The sequence below is a fragment of the Thiomonas sp. FB-6 genome (assembly GCF_000377645.1).
Taxonomy (GTDB): domain Bacteria; phylum Pseudomonadota; class Gammaproteobacteria; order Burkholderiales; family Burkholderiaceae_C; genus Thiomonas_A.
On the sequence record NZ_KB898483.1, the window covers coordinates 1 to 14,342 of the forward strand.

The window sequence follows — 14,342 nt, forward strand, 5'->3', positions numbered from 1 at the left end:
CAGACCTCCCCGGGTATTGCGCACCCACCGTCACGCTTATGCCTGTCGGATCTACGCCGCATCGTTCCGTGCAAGTTTCGGGCTTTGATGATCTTGGGCACCTCACCCCGATGCGTCGCCTCGTATCCGCTTCCTGTTCGTCAGGCCAGCGCTTTGCCATCCGGCTTCCTCCAGACCCGCGGTCGCCCGCGAAACCCTTGCCTTCGGCTAACCGTTCCCCTTGCCGGGCCGGTAGAGGACTTCCACCTCCAAGTAGGTGCGCCCTGCCGGGCGCACCATGAAAATGCCCGCTTGCGCGGGCATTGAAATCCTGGCGGAGAGAGGGGGATTCGAACCCCCGAAGGGCTATTCACCCTTACACGCTTTCCAGGCGTGCGACTTAAACCGCTCATCCATCTCTCCGGGAAGCCCGACATCGTAGCAGCAGGCGGCCCGGGTGTGGCGGACGAAGCGTTCCCCGAGGCTCAGGATTCGGTAGCGTCCAGGGCGTCGGCGAGTTCGCCGGCGCGGCGGGCCGCGGCCTGCAAGGCCTGGTCGAAGGCGCCGGCAACGTCGCGCGCGGTCAACACCTCCAGCGCGGCGGCGGTGGTGCCGCCCTTGCTGGTGACCTGCTCGCGCAACTGCCCCGCGCTCAGCGGGGAGGATTCGGCCAGCGCCGCGGCGCCCGCGATGGTGCCCAGCGCCAGGCGCCCGGCGGTCGCCTCGGGCAGGCCCAGGCGCACGCCGGCGGCGGTCATCGCCTCGAGCACGTAGAACACGTAGGCCGGGCCGGAGCCGGACACCGCGGTCACGGCGTCGAGTTGCTGCTCCGCGTCCACCCAGGCGAGTTGCCCGGTGGCGCCGAGCACGCGCTCGGCCAGTTCGCGTTCGGCCGCGCCGCAGGCCGGGTTGGCGTACAGCCCGGTGACGCCGCGGCCGATCAGCGCCGGGGTGTTGGGCATGGTGCGCACCACGCGCGCGGCCCCGCTGCGCGCGGCGATGGCCCGGCAACGCACCCCCGCCATGATGCTCAATTGCAACGCTTCGGCGCTCCGCGGACTGCGTTCGCGCAAGACTTGCGCCGCCTCGGCGAATTGTTGCGGTTTGACCGCCCAGACCAGCACGTTCACGCTTTCCAGGCTCGCATCGGGCTCGGCCAGGGCCTCGATGCCGAACTGTTCACGAAGCCGCCGGCGCTGGGCCTCGAAGGGTTCGACCACGCGCAGGCTCGAGGCCTCGACGCCCGCGGCGCGCAGGCCGCCGATGATGGCGCCGGCCATGTTGCCGCCGCCGATGAAGCCGATGGTGAGGGGTTGCATGGGGCGCATTATCACCGCTGGCGCGCAGCGCCAGGAAGCCGCGTACGCGCGCGGCTCGCCCAACATATAGAAACCTTAAGATACCTATGGTTTCGTTCTGGAAATGAACATTCAATTCATAATCGTTGACTTTTTCACGAATTCTTCAAGGCGTTGGCGCAACTCCTCGACACATCGGCTGGATCCGCGCGAAACTGGCTTCGCCAGTGCGGGCGCATCGCCGAAGCGCGCACCTGCGGGTGCCGAGGTGCAATCGTGTGCCGATGGCCCACCCCCCGACGCCCCCGTGCTACACCCGGCAAGATGGCGAAATGCCCCATAAGGGCACACATTGCACAGGCTCAATATGTCGCTGGACTGATTCGTGGGCGACAATGCATGCTTGCTCTTGTCGCCGCCGTCTTCGGGCGGCGCGCGGTCAGGCGGCCTGTACGGCCCTTGCGCTCGGCCTCAGGGGCCGGCGGTTCCGCCCTGACGTGATAAACCGACTTCCGGAGGTTGCCCACCATGAAAGATGCCGCCAGCGCCCTCGATCGCGTCGACCGGCGCATTCTCGCCCTGCTGCAGGACGATGGCCGCATGTCCAATCTGGCACTGGCGCAGGCCGTGCACCTGTCGCCCACGGCCGTGCTCGAGCGCGTGCGGCGCCTGGTGCGCGAACAGTACATCCTGGGCTACGAGGCGCGCCTGAACCCCCACAAGCTGGGCGCGTCCCTGCTGGTGTGCATCGAGGTGCTGCTCGACCGCAGCAGCCCGGAAGCCTTCGACCGCTTCAAGGAAGCGGCCCGCGAGCGCCCCGAGATCCTCGAGTGCTACATGGTGGCCGGGGGCTTCGACTACCTGCTCAAGACCCGTGTCAGCGACATGGACGCCTATCGCGAGTTCCTCAACAAGGTGCTGCTGGCCCTTCCCGGCGTGCGCGAAACCCGCACCTACGTGGTCATGGAGGAAATCAAGAACACCCAGGCACTGCAGGTGGAGTAGTTCAACCCGCCCGGGCAGGAGCCCGCGCGGGCTCCTGCGGTGCCGCGGGCGGCGCATCGGCGTGGGAAGCGGGATGTGAACCGGGACGTGAACCGGGATGTGAATCGGGCAGCGCCTGGTCGATCTTGCGCACCCCGGGAAGTTCGCAATCCAGCACCGCGCGCCGCAGTGCCTCGATGGCCGCGGTGCGCGTGAAGGTCTTGCGCCAGGCCAGCACCACGCGGCGCGTGGGCACCGGCTCGAGGAAGGGCACGTAGCAGATGGGCCCCGCTCCCTTCGCGTCGGCCTCGACCTGCGCCGACATGCGCGGCAGGATGGTGATGCCCATGCCCGAGGCGACCATGTGCTTGATGGTCTCCAGCGAAGACCCCTCGAAACTCTTGCGGATGCCGTCCGAGCCCGGCGAGAACCGTGCGAACTCGGGGCACACCTCCAGCACGTGGTCGCGGAAGCAGTGCCCGGTGCCCAGCAGCAGCATGGTCTCGTCGCGGATCTCTTCGCTGCGCACCGGCTTGGCATGCGCCAGGCGGTGCCCGCGCGGCACCGCCACCAGGAAGGGTTCGTCGTACAGCGGCGTGGTGGCCAGCCCGTGGTCCGGGAAGGGCTCGGCCAGCACCGCCACGTCGAGCTCCCCGTTGCGCAGCATTTCCAGCAGGCGCACCGTGAGCTGCTCCTGCAGCAGCAAGGGCATCTGCGGGGTCAGCTCGATCACCCGGCGCACCAGCGGCGGCAACAGGTAGGGCGCCACCGTGTAGATCACGCCCACGCGCAAGGGCCCGGCCAGCGGGTCCTTGCCCCGCTTGGCGATTTCGCGGATCGCCGAGGACTGCTCCAGCACGCGCTGCGCCTGCTCGATGATCTCCGCCCCGATGGGGGTGATGCTGACCTCGCTGCCACCGCGCTCGAACAGCTTCACGTCGAGCTCTTCCTCGAGCTTCTTGATGGCCACCGACAGCGTCGGCTGGCTCACGAAGCAGGCCTCCGCGGCGCGCCCGAAATGGCGCTCCCGGGCGACGGCGACGATGTAACGCAGTTCGGTCAGAGTCATAGCTTCCATTAAAGCACAATTCGTGCAGAATGCTTGAAAGCTATCGGCGCGCCCTCAGGCCGCGAGCCAGTCCATGCCCCCGCCCAGCCAGCGCTGCAGGTGCTCGCGCGCGGCCTGCGGATGTTCCCGCAGCAGCGAGGCCGCGGCTTCGCGTGCCAGCTCCAGCAGGTCCTCGTCCTCGCGCAGGTCGGCGTGGCGCAGCCCCTGCAGGCCCGACTGGCGCTGTCCCAGCAGTTCGCCCGGGCCGCGCAGCTCCAGGTCCTTCTGCGCCAGCACGAAGCCGTCGCTGGTCTCGTGCATGGCCTGCAGGCGCGCCCGCGCGGTCTGCGACAGCGGCTCGGAGAACAACAGCAGGCATTGCGCGGCCTGGCTGCCGCGCCCCACGCGCCCGCGCAACTGGTGCAGCTGCGACAGCCCGAAGCGCTCGGCGTGCTCGATGACCATCAGGCTGGCCGAGGGCACGTCCACCCCCACCTCGATCACCGTGGTGGCCACCAGCAGGCGCAGGCGTCCGGCCGCGAAATCCGCCATCACCTGCGCCTTGAGCGCCGCCGGCATGCGCCCGTGCAACAGCCCCACGCAGTCGGCCTGCGCGCCCAGCAGCTCCTGCAGTTCGGCGTGGGCGTCCAGCGCGGCGCGCAGCTCGGGCTGGCCGCCGCGCGGGCCGCTCCCCGCCTGCGCGGCCCCCTCGCCGCCTTCGCTGGGCTCGCTGGGCTCGATCAGCGGACACACCCAGTAGGCCTGGCGCCCCTGCAGCACGAGCTCGCGCACCCGTTGCTTGACGGCTTCGCGCCGCTGGTCGGAGAACACGCGGGTGCGCACCGGCTGGCGTCCCGGAGGGGAATGCGCGATGGTGGAAATGTCCAGGTCGCCGAACACGGCCATGGCCAGGGTGCGGGGAATGGGCGTGGCGGTCATCATCAGCAAATGCGGCTGGCGCTGCTCGCCCGTGCCCTTGGCGCGCAGGCTCAGGCGCTGGGCGACGCCGAAACGGTGCTGCTCGTCCACCAGCGCCAGGCCCAGGCGCGCGAACTGCACCTTGTCCTGGATCACCGCGTGGGTGCCGATGACCAGCGCGGCCTCGCCGCTGGCGGCGCGGGCCAGCTCCGCCTCGCGCTCGCGCTTGCGCTGCGCGCCGCTGAGCCAGGCCACCCCCACGCCCAGCGGCTGCAGCCAGCCGGCCAGGCGCTGCAGGTGCTGCGCGGCGAGGATGTCGGTGGGCGCCATGAGCGCGCACTGGAAGCCGTTGTCGATGGCCTGCGCGGCGGCCAGCGCGGCCACCACCGTCTTGCCGCAACCCACGTCGCCCTGCAGCAGCCGGTGCATCGGCTGCTCGCGCTGCAGGTCCACGGCGATCTCGGCCACGCAGGCCGCCTGGTCGGCGGTCAAGGCGAAGGGCAGCGCCGCCAGCAGGCGCTGCACCAGCCCGCCGCCGCGCTCGGGCATCGGCCAGGCGCGCTGCTCGGCGCGGCGCGAGCGCGCCATCTGCTGCGCCAGTTGCTGGGCCAGCAACTCGTCGAATTTCACGCGGCGCCACGCCGGGTGGCTGCGCTGCTCCAGCTGCTCCAGCGGCAGCTCGGGCGGCGGCGCGTGCAGCTGTTGCAAGGCCTGCGCGATCGGCGGCAGGCGCAGGCGCTCGAGCAGCTCGGCCGGCAGCCATTCGCGCGCGTCCAACCGGCGCAGCGCCGCCGCCACCGCCTTGCGCAGCCAGGCCTGGCTGATGCCGGCACCGGCCGGGTAGATCGGCGTCAGACTCTGCGGCAGCGCGTCCGCGGGGGTGGCGACGCGGCACACCGGGTGCACCATCTCGAAGCCGAACAGGCCGCGGCGCGGCTCGCCGCGGATGCGCAGCTCCTTGCCCGGCGCGTACTGGCGCGCCCAGTTCGGATAGAAGTGGAAAAAGCGCAATTCCAGGCGCGCGCCCTCGTCCTCCACGCTCACGCGCAACACGCGGCGCCGCGCCGCCATGAGTTCGGCCTGCACCACGCGCGCCTGCACCACGGCCACGCGCCCCTCGCGCAGTTCGGCGATGGGGGTGATGCGGGTTTCGTCGACGTAGTGCAGCGGCAGGTGCAGCGCGAAATCCCAGTCGCTGCGCAGCCCCAGGCGCTCGCCCGGCGAGACTGGCGCCGCCTGGCCGCCGGCGCGCGCCGGCGCCGCGCGCTTGCGGGGGGGAGCAGGAGCGGCGGCGGACATCGGCGGCTCGGTCGGCGCGTGGAAGGCGGGCTCAGTGCAGCTCGGGGTCGGCCACCCGCCCGGCGCTCAGCAGCAAGGCGCCCACGCGGGCCAGCGCGTCCAGGGTCTGCTCGAACACCTCGGCCGGCGTCCGCCCGGGCCAGAAGCGGCGCACGGCACGCTGCACCATGGCCGTGTCCTCGAACCAGCGCGCCAGTTGCTCGCGCGCCGGCGGCGCGGCCAGTTCCATGACGTGGAACTTGAGCAGCACGCGCAGCGCGTGGGCGGCGTGGCGCTGCGGGTCGCCCTCGAACACGTCCAGGCGCGTGTGCGCGCGCTCCAGCGCGGCGCCCGGCTGGGCGAACACGGGGCCGTGGCCGGGGATCACCAGGCGCGGCGCCAGTTGCTCGATGCGCCGCAAGGTCAGGCGCTGCGCGGCGAAGCCGTCGCCGCCGTCGATCTCCGGGAACAGCACGCCGAAACCGTGTTCCCACAGCGCATCGCCGCTGATCAGCACGCGCGCGTCGGGCTGGAACAGCATCAGCGCGTGGTCGTCGTGGCCGCCCGCCGCGTGCGCCTGCCAGGGCAGGCCGCCCAGCCACAGCGTGTCGCCCGCCGCGTAACCGGCGTCGGCGCGGAAGGGCTCGGCCTGCTGGCCGGCCTGCGCCACCGCCGAGTCCGCCTGCTCCCAGGCCCCGGCGCCGGGCAGTTCCCCGGCCGGCACCAGGATCGGGCAGGGGGCACCGGCGCCGTGCTCGCGCTGCAGCGGCGCGTTGCCGCCGCAGTGGTCCGAATGCAGGTGGGTGTTGACGATGCGCCGCAGGCGCCGGCCGCCCAGCGCGGCGCGCACGCCCTCGCAGGTGGCGCGCGCGCGGCTCACGTGCCCGGTGTCCACCACGCTGGCCGACTGCGCGTCGTCCCAGGTGACGACGGCGTTGGCGCTCAGCCAGTCGTGCACCAGCACGTGGATGCCGGGGGGAAGCAGGGATTGCGGACTGGAATTCATGGCGATTTCGCAGCATACGGCGGCGCGCACGCCCCCGTCGTGCGCGCCGGGTTTGGCGTCGCGCCGCGCCTGACGCAGTGGACTAGCATTGGACAAGCCCTCGCCCCCACGGCCGCTCGCGCGGCAAGCTCGCATGGAACGCGCCCAGCCCTTCTCGTCGGATTTGCATGCCGTCTACGCGCAGCAACGCGACGCGTTCCGCGCCGATCCCTACCCATCGTGGGATTTGCGCGCCGACCGCCTGCAACGCCTGCTGGCCCTGCTGCGCGACGGCGAGACCCGCATCTGCGAGGCCATCGACTCCGATTTCGGCCAGCGCGCCCATGCCGAGACCCAGGCGCTGGAACTGGTGCCCTCACTGTCGGCGCTGCGCCACGCCTTGCGCCACGGGCAGGGGTGGATGCGCACGCGGCGCGCCAGCCCCGGCATCTGGTTCCGCCCGGCCGGCGCCCGCGTGCTGCCGCAGCCTCTGGGCGTGGTGGGCATCATCGCGCCGTGGAACTACCCGCTGTACCTGGCCGTCGGGCCGCTGGCCTCGGCGCTGGCGGCCGGCAACCGGGCCATGCTCAAGCTGTCCGAGTACGCCCCCGGCTTCGCGAGCCTGTTCGGCGAACTCGTGCGCGAGCGCTTCGATCCGGATGAACTGGCCGTGTTCAGCGGCGGCGCCGAGCAGGCGGCGGCGTTTTCTTCGCTGCCGCTGGACCACCTGCTGTTCACCGGCTCCACTGCGGTCGGGCGCCAGGTGATGAGCGCCGCCAGCGCCCGGCTCGTGCCGGTGACCCTGGAACTCGGCGGCAAGTCGCCCGCGGTGCTGGCGCCCGGCGCCGACCTGCGCCTGGCGGCGCGGCGCATCGTCTACGGCAAGCTGGTCAACGCCGGCCAGACCTGCGTGGCGCCGGACCACGTGTACGTGCCCCGAGCGCAGTTGCAGGCCTTCGCCGAGGAATGCGTGAAGGCGGCGCGGGAGATGTACCCGCAGGGCCTGCTCAGCCCCGATTACTGCAGCATCATCGACACCCGCCACTATCTGCGCCTGGGCTCCATGCTCGAGCAGGCGCGCGAGGCCGGCGTGGCGCTGCAGCCGCTGTTCGAAGGCGAACAGGCGCAGGACACGCGCCACCGCCTGGCGCCGGCGCTGCTGCTCGACCCGCCCTCGCGCCTGCAGGCCATGCAGGAGGAGATCTTCGGCCCGCTGCTGCCGCTGCTGAGCTACGACTGCACCGACGAGGTGATCGCGCGCATCAACGAACAGCCGCGCCCGCTGGCCCTGTACTGGTTCGACGAGGACGCGGCCCGCATCGAGCGCATGTTGCGTACCACCCACTCGGGCGGCGTGACCCTGAACGACACCCTGATGCACGTGGCGCAGGACGAACTACCCTTCGGCGGTGTCGGCCCCTCCGGCATGGGCCACTACCACGGCCGCTGGGGCTTCGACACCTTCAGCAAGCTCAAGCCGGTGCTGACCCAGCGCCGGCTGGCCGGCACCACGCTGGTGCGCCCGCCCTACGGCAAGACCTTCGCGCGCCTGATCGCGGTGATGAAACGCTGGGCCTGAGCCGTCCCTCGCACAGGGGGAGAAGCCGGCGCTTGGGGATTGCGGACAAATTCGCGTAGAATGGAAAGTTCCGGTTTTTGGCCACCGGAAAATGGCTTTGGAACTTTGCGGCGGACGATGCCTCTGGCACCGGCCGGCCGCACGCGAAACGGCTTCCTGCCCGCCGGTTCGCGCGACTCCGAGGCTCCGGGCAGAGCCCGCCTTCCCAAGAGCGGGACAAACGGCCCCATCGAACCATCGTATCCACCACCATGAAAACCTTCAGCGCCAAGCCGGCCGAAGTGAAGCATGAATGGTTTGTGATCGACGCCACGGACAAGGTCCTCGGTCGTGTCGCCAGCGAAGTGGCGCGCCGCCTGCGTGGCAAGCACAAGCCCATCTATACGCCTCACGTCGACACGGGTGATTTCATCATCGTCGTCAACTCCTCGAAGATCCGCGTCACCGGCAACAAGGCCGAGGACAAGGTGTACTACCGCCATTCGGGCTACCCGGGCGGTATCCACGCCACGCGCTTCAAGGACATGCAGGCGCGCCACCCGGGCCGCGCGCTGCAGCTGGCGGTCAAGGGCATGCTGCCCAAGGGCCCGCTGGGCTACGCGATGATCAAGAAACTCAAGGTCTATGCCGGCGCCGAGCATCCGCACAGCGCGCAGCAACCCAAGACCCTGGACCTGTAAAGGAACGGCGATGATCGGCAACTGGAATTACGGCACCGGCCGCCGCAAGAGTTCGGTGGCGCGCGTGTTCATCAAGAAGGGCAGCGGCAACATCACGGTCAACGGCCGTGCGCTGCAGGAGTACTTCGGGCGCCAGACCTCCATCATGGTGGTCAAGCAGCCCCTGGTGCTGACCGAGAGCGAAGCCCTGTTCGACATCAAGGTCAACGTGCGCGGCGGCGGCGAATCGGGCCAGGCCGGCGCGGTGCGCCACGGCATCACCCGCGCGCTGATCGACTTCGACGCCGCGCTCAAGCCGGCGCTGTCCAAAGCCGGCTTCGTGACCCGCGACGCCCGCGAAGTGGAGCGCAAGAAGGTCGGCCTGCACGGCGCCCGCCGTCGCAAGCAGTTCTCCAAGCGCTGATGCCCCTGGCGGGGCCCGTTCCCCGCCTCGCATCCCGGCGAAAGCCCGCCTCCCTCAAGGAAGCGGGCTTTTTTGTATGCGCGAGGGTTTGCGCGCGGCCGCGCCGGGCCTAAGATGGGCCGTGCTCAACCATCACTGGCCGGCGCCCGCGGGTACCGGCCGCCTGTGCGAGGGGGAAATGCATGGGAATGCTCGCGTGGCTGCGCAGGCACGTGCAAGGGGTACCGGGCGCGTCCGATCCCGCGCTGGACGCCGACAGCGCCTTCGCCGAGGCCGGTCCGCAGACCCGCTTCGGCATGCGCCCCGGGGCCACCGTCTCCGGGCTGGATTTCTACCAGGCCATCGAGTTCCAGCGCCGCTGGAAGCTGCGCCTGTCCGCCTACGTGCGCGGCGAGGCCTGCGCGCGCCAACCCTGGCGCGACATCGCGCGCGACGACCGCTGTGAACTCGGGCGCTGGCTGCAGCAGGCCGGCTCGCTGCAAGGGCGCAACGCCGTGCTGGTGCAGCGCCTGCGCGAACAGCACGCGCAGTTGCACCGCGCGGCCGCGGAGATCGTGCGCCTGGCCGACGCCGGACAGCGCGACACCGCGCTGCAGGCCTTGCGCCACGGCGACTTCGCGCACGCCTCCCACGCGACCGTGGCGGGGCTGAGCGAGCTGTTCATCGCGCTCAACGAACCCGCCGGCGAAGCCGACCGGCGCCACTGAGTCCCGCATTCGTGGGCAGGCTCGCGCTTGCGCCGCTACCATTTTCCTTTCGGCCGCCCGATGCCGGCGGCCCGCAACCAGGAATTCGCGAGGGAATCGGCTCATGGGCGCTGTAAAGGTCGGAATCGTCGGCGGCACCGGGTACACCGGGGTGGAACTGCTGCGCCTGCTGCTGGCGCACCCGGACGTGGAACTGCGCGCGATCACCTCCCGCAAGGAGGCGGGCCTCGCCGTCAGCGACATGTACTCCAGCCTGCGCGGCCACACCGAGCTGCGTTTCACCACCCCCGACGAGGCGCCGCTGCGCGAGTGCGACGTGGTGTTCTTCGCCACCCCCCACGGCGTGGCCATGCAGCAGGCGCGCGATCTGCTGTCCGCCGGCGTGCGCATCGTCGACCTCGCGGCCGATTTCCGGCTGCGCGACACCGCCACCTTCGAGCGCTGGTACGGCGTGCCCCACGCCTGCCCCGACATCCTGCGCGAGGCCGTCTACGGCCTGCCCGAACTCAACCGCGAGGCCATCCGCGGCGCGCGTGTCGTGGGCAACCCGGGCTGCTACCCGACCACCGTGCAGATCGGCTTCGCGCCGTTGCTGCGCCGCGGCCTGGTCGATCCCGCGCACCTGATCGCCTCCTGCGCCTCGGGCGTGTCGGGGGCCGGGCGCAAGGCCGAGATCGGCTACCTGTTCTCCGAGGATTCGGACAATTTCAGGGCCTACGGAGTCAAGGGCCACCGCCACGGCCCCGAGATCGAGCAGGAACTGCGCCGCCTGTCCGGGCTGGACGACGCAGACGCCTCGCTGCGCTGCGTGTTCCTGCCCCACCTCGTGCCGATGATCCGGGGCATGCACAGCAGCCTGTTCGCGCGCCTGAACGACGCCGGCCAGGCGGCCGACCTGCAGGCCCTGTACGAGGACTTCTACGCCGGCGAACCCTTCGTGGACGTGATGCCCGCGGGCAGCGCGCCGGAAACCCGCAGCGTGCGCGGTGCCAACCTGCTGCGCGTGGCCGTGCACCGTCCGCAGCCCGACACGGTGGCCGTGCTGGTGGTGCAGGACAACCTCACCAAGGGCGCCTCCGGGCAGGCCGTGCAGAACATGAACCTGATGCTGGGGCTGCCCGAGACGGCCGGGCTGCGCGGCATCGCGCTGATGCCCTGAGCGGCCCGCGCCTGAAAGCCCCTTTTAGCAACATGGACGCTCGCGCGGCAGGCGCGGCGCCGGCGCCCTAAAATAGAGGCGTCAACAGGAGAAGTCCCCATGAGCGCAGTGATCCAGGATGCCCAATCCGTCGCAGCCCCCGAGCCGCTTTTGTTCACCGAAAGCGCCGCGGCCAAGGTCAAGGATCTGATCGACGAGGAAGGCAACACCGCGCTGAAGCTGCGCGTGTTCGTGCAGGGCGGCGGCTGCTCCGGCTTCCAGTACGGCTTCACCTTCGACGAAGCGGTCAACGAGGACGACACCCAGATGGTCAAGGGGGGCGTCACGCTACTGATCGACGCGATGAGCCTGCAATACCTGGTCGGCGCCGAGATCGACTACAAGGAAGGCCTGGACGGCGCCCAGTTCGTGATCAAGAACCCGAACGCCACCACCACCTGCGGCTGCGGCTCCTCGTTCTCGACCTGAAGCCCGGCCGCAAGGCCGCCGCAGTCCCGAAAGCCGCCCAAGGGCGGCTTCTTTGCGTGCGCCACGGCCCACCGGCGCACGCCCCAGATGCTCAGGCCGGATCTCAGGCCGGATAGATCGCCCCCAGCACCCGCGGGCCCCGCGCGCCGGTGACCGCCGGCAGGTTGCCGGGCAGCCCGTCCAGCGTGCGCGCGGCCAGCCAGGCAAAGGCCGCGGCTTCCACCTGCTGCGGCTCCAGGCCGCGCGAGCGGGTATCCAGCAGTTCGCAGCCGGGCAGCAGCCCGCGCAGGCGCCGCAGCAGGTCCAGGTTGCCGGCGCCGCCTCCGCAGACCAGCAACTCCCCGGCCCGCGGCATGTGGCCGCGCAGGTCGGCCGCCACGCTGGCGGCCACCATCTGCGCCAGCGTGGCCTGCACGTCGCGCGCCTCGGCGGCCTCGAAGCCTTGCAGGCGGCGCTCCAGCCAGGCGGCATCGAAGTACTCGCGCCCGGTGCTCTTGGGCGCGGCGGCGCGGAAGTAGTCGTCGTCCAGCAGGCGCCGCAGCAGTTCGGGCAGCAGCTCGCCGCCCTCCGCCCAGGCGCCGCCGGCGTCGAAGTCACACCCCAGGTGGCGCTGCGCCCACAGGTCGAGCAACGCGTTGGCTGGGCCGCAGTCGAAACCCAGCACGCGGCCATCCGCGTAGAGCAGGCTGAGGTTGGCGATCCCGCCCAGGTTGAGCACGGCCAGGTCGGCGCCGTCGCGCCCGAACACCGCGCGGTGGAAGGCCGGCACCAGCGGTGCGCCCTGCCCGCCGGCCGCCACGTCGCGGCTGCGGAAATCGGCCACCACGGTGATGCCGCAATGTTCGGCCAGCCAGGCCGGAGCCCCCAGTTGCAGGGTGTAGCCCCGTTCGGGGCGATGGCGCACGGTCTGCCCGTGGGCCCCCACCGCGGCCACGTCGGCGGCGCGCACGCCGGCCTGGCGCAGCAGCTGTTCCAGCGCCTGCGCGTACAGGCGGCTCAGCTCGATACCCGCCAGCTGGGCGCGGTGCAGTTCATCGGGGCCGGCATGGTGCAGCGCGGCGAATTCCTCGCGCAGCGGCCCCGGCATCGGCAACTGCACATGCCCGAGCGGGTGCATGGCCTGCTCGGCGGCACTTGCGGGTGCGCCCGGTCCGGGCCGCGGCCCGAGCTCCAGCAGCACGGCGTCCACGCCGTCCAGCGAGGTGCCGGACATGAGCCCGGCGTACAGCCTGGGCGCGGCCATCGCGCTTGCCGCGCCGGGGTTCAGCCGCGCGGCGCGGAGCGGCCGGCCTGGGCCAGATCCGCGTCCTGCGGCAGCAGCGCCAGCAGACGGGTGCTCGGCGCGGTGCTGGCCAGGAACTGCGAACGCAGCCCCTCGGGCAGATGCGTGCCCTTCGGCGTGTAGTGCGCGATGTCCAGCGGGTTCTCGGGCTTGCCATGCACGAAGAACTGGAAGTACAGGTGCGGCCCGGTGGACCAGCCGGTGTTGCCCGACAGCGCCACCACCTCGCCCTGCTTGACCGGCTCGCCCACGTGCACCTCGAAACGGCTCAGGTGGGAGTAGAGGGTCGCGAAGCCGCCCGGGTGCTCCACCTTCACGTACTTGCCGTAGCCGGTGCCCCAGCCCGCGTAGACCACGCGGCCGTCGGCGATGGTGCGCACCGGCGTGCCCACCGGAATGGCCAGGTCGATGCCCTTGTGGAACTCGGGCTTGTGGAAAATCGGGCTGATGCGCCAGCCGTAGCCCGAGGTCAGGCGGTCGTAGGGCAGCGGCGACAGCAGGAAGGCGCGCGTCAGGCTGCTGCCGTCGGGCGCGTAGTAGGCCGCGGCCTGCGCGTGCCCGCTCGGATCGAACCAGACGGCGCCGTGCTCATGTCCGTCCACCGAGACCTGCGCGGCCAGGATGCGTCCCACGCGCACCACGCGGTTGCCGGCCGTGTACACGCGCCAGGCCACCGTGAAATGGTCGCCGGGACGCAGGTCCTTGCGGAAATCCACTTCGCCGCCGAACAGGCCCACCAGCTGGGAGGCCACCTGGTCCGGCACGCCGGCGGCGTCGGCAGCGCCGAACAGCGAGGAATGCACCATGGCGCTGGCCACGCGGGTCTGCGCCTGCGCCTGCTGGGTGAGCAGCTGGTCGTCGAAGCCGCCGCCTTCACGCGCGCGGATGCTCAGCTCGCGCCAGGCCACGGCGTCGCCGGCCACGTGGGGCTCGCGCGGCGCCAGGCCCGGCAAGGCGGCCGTCAGCGATTGCAAGGTACCCAGCGAATCCACTTCGGCGCTGACCATGGTGCCGCGGTGGAGCAGCAGTTCCTGCAGATGGCGGTCGCGCGCCAGCACCCGAAGTTGCGACGGGTCGGTCACCTGCAGCCTGCGCAACAACGAAGCGGCCGAATCGGAAGCCTCGACGTAGGCCGTCGAATACAGCGTGCGCGGCGCGCTCTCCAGCGCCTGCACCTGCGAGGACAGGTCGATGGCCACCGGCTGCTGCACCAGGCTGGGCGCCGGCAGCTGCGGCTGCGGGCCGTATTCGACCAGGGCGAAGGCGCTGACGCTGCTGAGCAACAACACGCCACCGACGCCGGCCGCCACGCGGCCCGGGTGGGTTTCCACGGACTCGCGCACGCGGGCGAGCACCTGGCGCAAGCGAGAGGAGGTCTGAATCCAGAACGACGACATGCGCACTCCTGCCATTGCGAGTCGCAAACCAAAAACCATCCGCCCCCGGGGGCTGCACGCAAAGGCGTCGCAGCGCGGCCGAGGCCGGGTCCAATACACTTCATGCGGCGCCTGCGTCGGCGCGAAGCCTTCCGCCAACGGAGCGGCGTCGAAAACGACCCGCCCGCAGGGCCTGCG

At 71.1% G+C, this 14,342-nt stretch carries 13 protein-coding genes and 1 tRNA gene; 7 read left to right on the top strand and 7 right to left on the bottom strand.

Translation table 11 applies throughout. The features are described 5' to 3' along the window. Positions 1 to 311: 311 nt before the first annotated feature. Both D466_RS0111390 and proC read right to left on the bottom strand, forming a co-directional pair. Positions 312 to 402: transfer RNA gene (locus D466_RS0111390), tRNA-Ser, on the bottom strand. Positions 403 to 464: 62 nt separating this feature from the next. Then, a complete protein-coding gene (proC, locus tag D466_RS0111395) occupies positions 465 to 1,307 on the bottom strand; it encodes a pyrroline-5-carboxylate reductase (RefSeq protein WP_051083747.1) in 843 nt (280 codons plus the stop codon). A 498-nt stretch (positions 1,308 to 1,805) separates the two neighbouring features. Here proC and D466_RS0111400 point away from each other — a divergent pair, with 498 nt between their 5' ends. Next, a complete protein-coding gene (locus D466_RS0111400; protein ID WP_018913845.1) occupies positions 1,806 to 2,282 on the top strand; it encodes an Lrp/AsnC ligand binding domain-containing protein in 477 nt (158 codons plus the stop codon). A 1-nt stretch (position 2,283) separates the two neighbouring features. Here the strand turns inward: D466_RS0111400 and D466_RS0111405 are convergent, their stop codons facing one another. Genes D466_RS0111405 through D466_RS0111415 form a run of 3 tightly spaced genes read right to left on the bottom strand, consistent with a single transcriptional unit; the run spans position 2,284 to position 6,511 of the window. Further along, positions 2,284 to 3,330 carry a hydrogen peroxide-inducible genes activator gene (locus D466_RS0111405; protein WP_018913846.1) on the bottom strand — a complete coding sequence of 349 codons (1,047 nt, stop codon included), beginning with the start codon at positions 3,328 to 3,330 and terminating at the stop codon, positions 2,284 to 2,286. 54 nt (positions 3,331 to 3,384) lie between these two features. Beyond that, a complete protein-coding gene (gene recG, locus D466_RS0111410) occupies positions 3,385 to 5,526 on the bottom strand; it encodes an ATP-dependent DNA helicase RecG (RefSeq protein WP_018913847.1) in 2,142 nt (713 codons plus the stop codon). A 31-nt stretch (positions 5,527 to 5,557) separates the two neighbouring features. Beyond that, positions 5,558 to 6,511, bottom strand: a complete 954-nt coding sequence (locus D466_RS0111415) for an MBL fold metallo-hydrolase (protein ID WP_018913848.1) — start codon at positions 6,509 to 6,511, stop codon at positions 5,558 to 5,560. Positions 6,512 to 6,644: 133 nt separating this feature from the next. On the opposite strand from D466_RS0111415, the gene D466_RS0111420 reads away from it, so the two are divergent. The 6 genes from D466_RS0111420 (at position 6,645) to erpA (ending at position 11,486) form a co-directional block, all read left to right on the top strand. Next, positions 6,645 to 8,069, top strand: a complete 1,425-nt coding sequence (locus D466_RS0111420; RefSeq protein ID WP_018913849.1) for a coniferyl aldehyde dehydrogenase — start codon at positions 6,645 to 6,647, stop codon at positions 8,067 to 8,069. Between the two features lie 251 nt (positions 8,070 to 8,320). Next, a complete protein-coding gene (rplM, locus tag D466_RS0111425) occupies positions 8,321 to 8,749 on the top strand; it encodes a 50S ribosomal protein L13 (RefSeq protein WP_018913850.1) in 429 nt (142 codons plus the stop codon). Positions 8,750 to 8,759: 10 nt separating this feature from the next. After that, positions 8,760 to 9,152, top strand: coding sequence for a 30S ribosomal protein S9 (gene rpsI, locus D466_RS0111430; RefSeq protein WP_018913851.1), 393 nt, complete (start codon positions 8,760 to 8,762; stop codon positions 9,150 to 9,152). Between the two features lie 182 nt (positions 9,153 to 9,334). After that, on the top strand, positions 9,335 to 9,859 hold the full coding sequence (locus D466_RS0111435) for a CZB domain-containing protein (RefSeq protein WP_081629931.1): 525 nt from the start codon (positions 9,335 to 9,337) through the stop codon (positions 9,857 to 9,859). A 103-nt stretch (positions 9,860 to 9,962) separates the two neighbouring features. Next, positions 9,963 to 11,018, top strand: coding sequence for an N-acetyl-gamma-glutamyl-phosphate reductase (argC, locus tag D466_RS0111440; protein ID WP_018913853.1), 1,056 nt, complete (start codon positions 9,963 to 9,965; stop codon positions 11,016 to 11,018). A 99-nt stretch (positions 11,019 to 11,117) separates the two neighbouring features. Then, complete coding sequence (erpA, locus tag D466_RS0111445) at positions 11,118 to 11,486, top strand: iron-sulfur cluster insertion protein ErpA (protein WP_018913854.1); 369 nt, start codon at positions 11,118 to 11,120, stop codon at positions 11,484 to 11,486. A gap of 103 nt (positions 11,487 to 11,589) precedes the next feature. On the opposite strand, the gene D466_RS0111450 is transcribed toward erpA, so the two are convergent. Together D466_RS0111450 and D466_RS0111455 are read right to left on the bottom strand one after the other, a co-directional pair. Then, on the bottom strand, positions 11,590 to 12,729 hold the full coding sequence (locus tag D466_RS0111450; RefSeq protein ID WP_018913855.1) for an anhydro-N-acetylmuramic acid kinase: 1,140 nt from the start codon (positions 12,727 to 12,729) through the stop codon (positions 11,590 to 11,592). A gap of 20 nt (positions 12,730 to 12,749) precedes the next feature. After that, complete coding sequence (locus tag D466_RS0111455) at positions 12,750 to 14,165, bottom strand: M23 family metallopeptidase (RefSeq protein WP_018913856.1); 1,416 nt, start codon at positions 14,163 to 14,165, stop codon at positions 12,750 to 12,752. Between the last annotated feature and the right edge of the window lie 177 nt (positions 14,166 to 14,342).

Coding starts and splice junctions, on each gene's coding strand:
- proC (WP_051083747.1), bottom strand. CDS start 1,307: ATGCGCCCCATGCAACCCCTCACCATCGGCTTCATCGGCGGCGGCAAC.
- D466_RS0111400 (WP_018913845.1), top strand. CDS start 1,806: ATGAAAGATGCCGCCAGCGCCCTCGATCGCGTCGACCGGCGCATTCTC.
- D466_RS0111405 (WP_018913846.1), bottom strand. CDS start 3,330: ATGACTCTGACCGAACTGCGTTACATCGTCGCCGTCGCCCGGGAGCGC.
- recG (WP_018913847.1), bottom strand. CDS start 5,526: ATGTCCGCCGCCGCTCCTGCTCCCCCCCGCAAGCGCGCGGCGCCGGCG.
- D466_RS0111415 (WP_018913848.1), bottom strand. CDS start 6,511: ATGAATTCCAGTCCGCAATCCCTGCTTCCCCCCGGCATCCACGTGCTG.
- D466_RS0111420 (WP_018913849.1), top strand. CDS start 6,645: ATGGAACGCGCCCAGCCCTTCTCGTCGGATTTGCATGCCGTCTACGCG.
- rplM (WP_018913850.1), top strand. CDS start 8,321: ATGAAAACCTTCAGCGCCAAGCCGGCCGAAGTGAAGCATGAATGGTTT.
- rpsI (WP_018913851.1), top strand. CDS start 8,760: ATGATCGGCAACTGGAATTACGGCACCGGCCGCCGCAAGAGTTCGGTG.
- D466_RS0111435 (WP_081629931.1), top strand. CDS start 9,335: ATGGGAATGCTCGCGTGGCTGCGCAGGCACGTGCAAGGGGTACCGGGC.
- argC (WP_018913853.1), top strand. CDS start 9,963: ATGGGCGCTGTAAAGGTCGGAATCGTCGGCGGCACCGGGTACACCGGG.
- erpA (WP_018913854.1), top strand. CDS start 11,118: ATGAGCGCAGTGATCCAGGATGCCCAATCCGTCGCAGCCCCCGAGCCG.
- D466_RS0111450 (WP_018913855.1), bottom strand. CDS start 12,729: ATGGCCGCGCCCAGGCTGTACGCCGGGCTCATGTCCGGCACCTCGCTG.
- D466_RS0111455 (WP_018913856.1), bottom strand. CDS start 14,165: ATGTCGTCGTTCTGGATTCAGACCTCCTCTCGCTTGCGCCAGGTGCTC.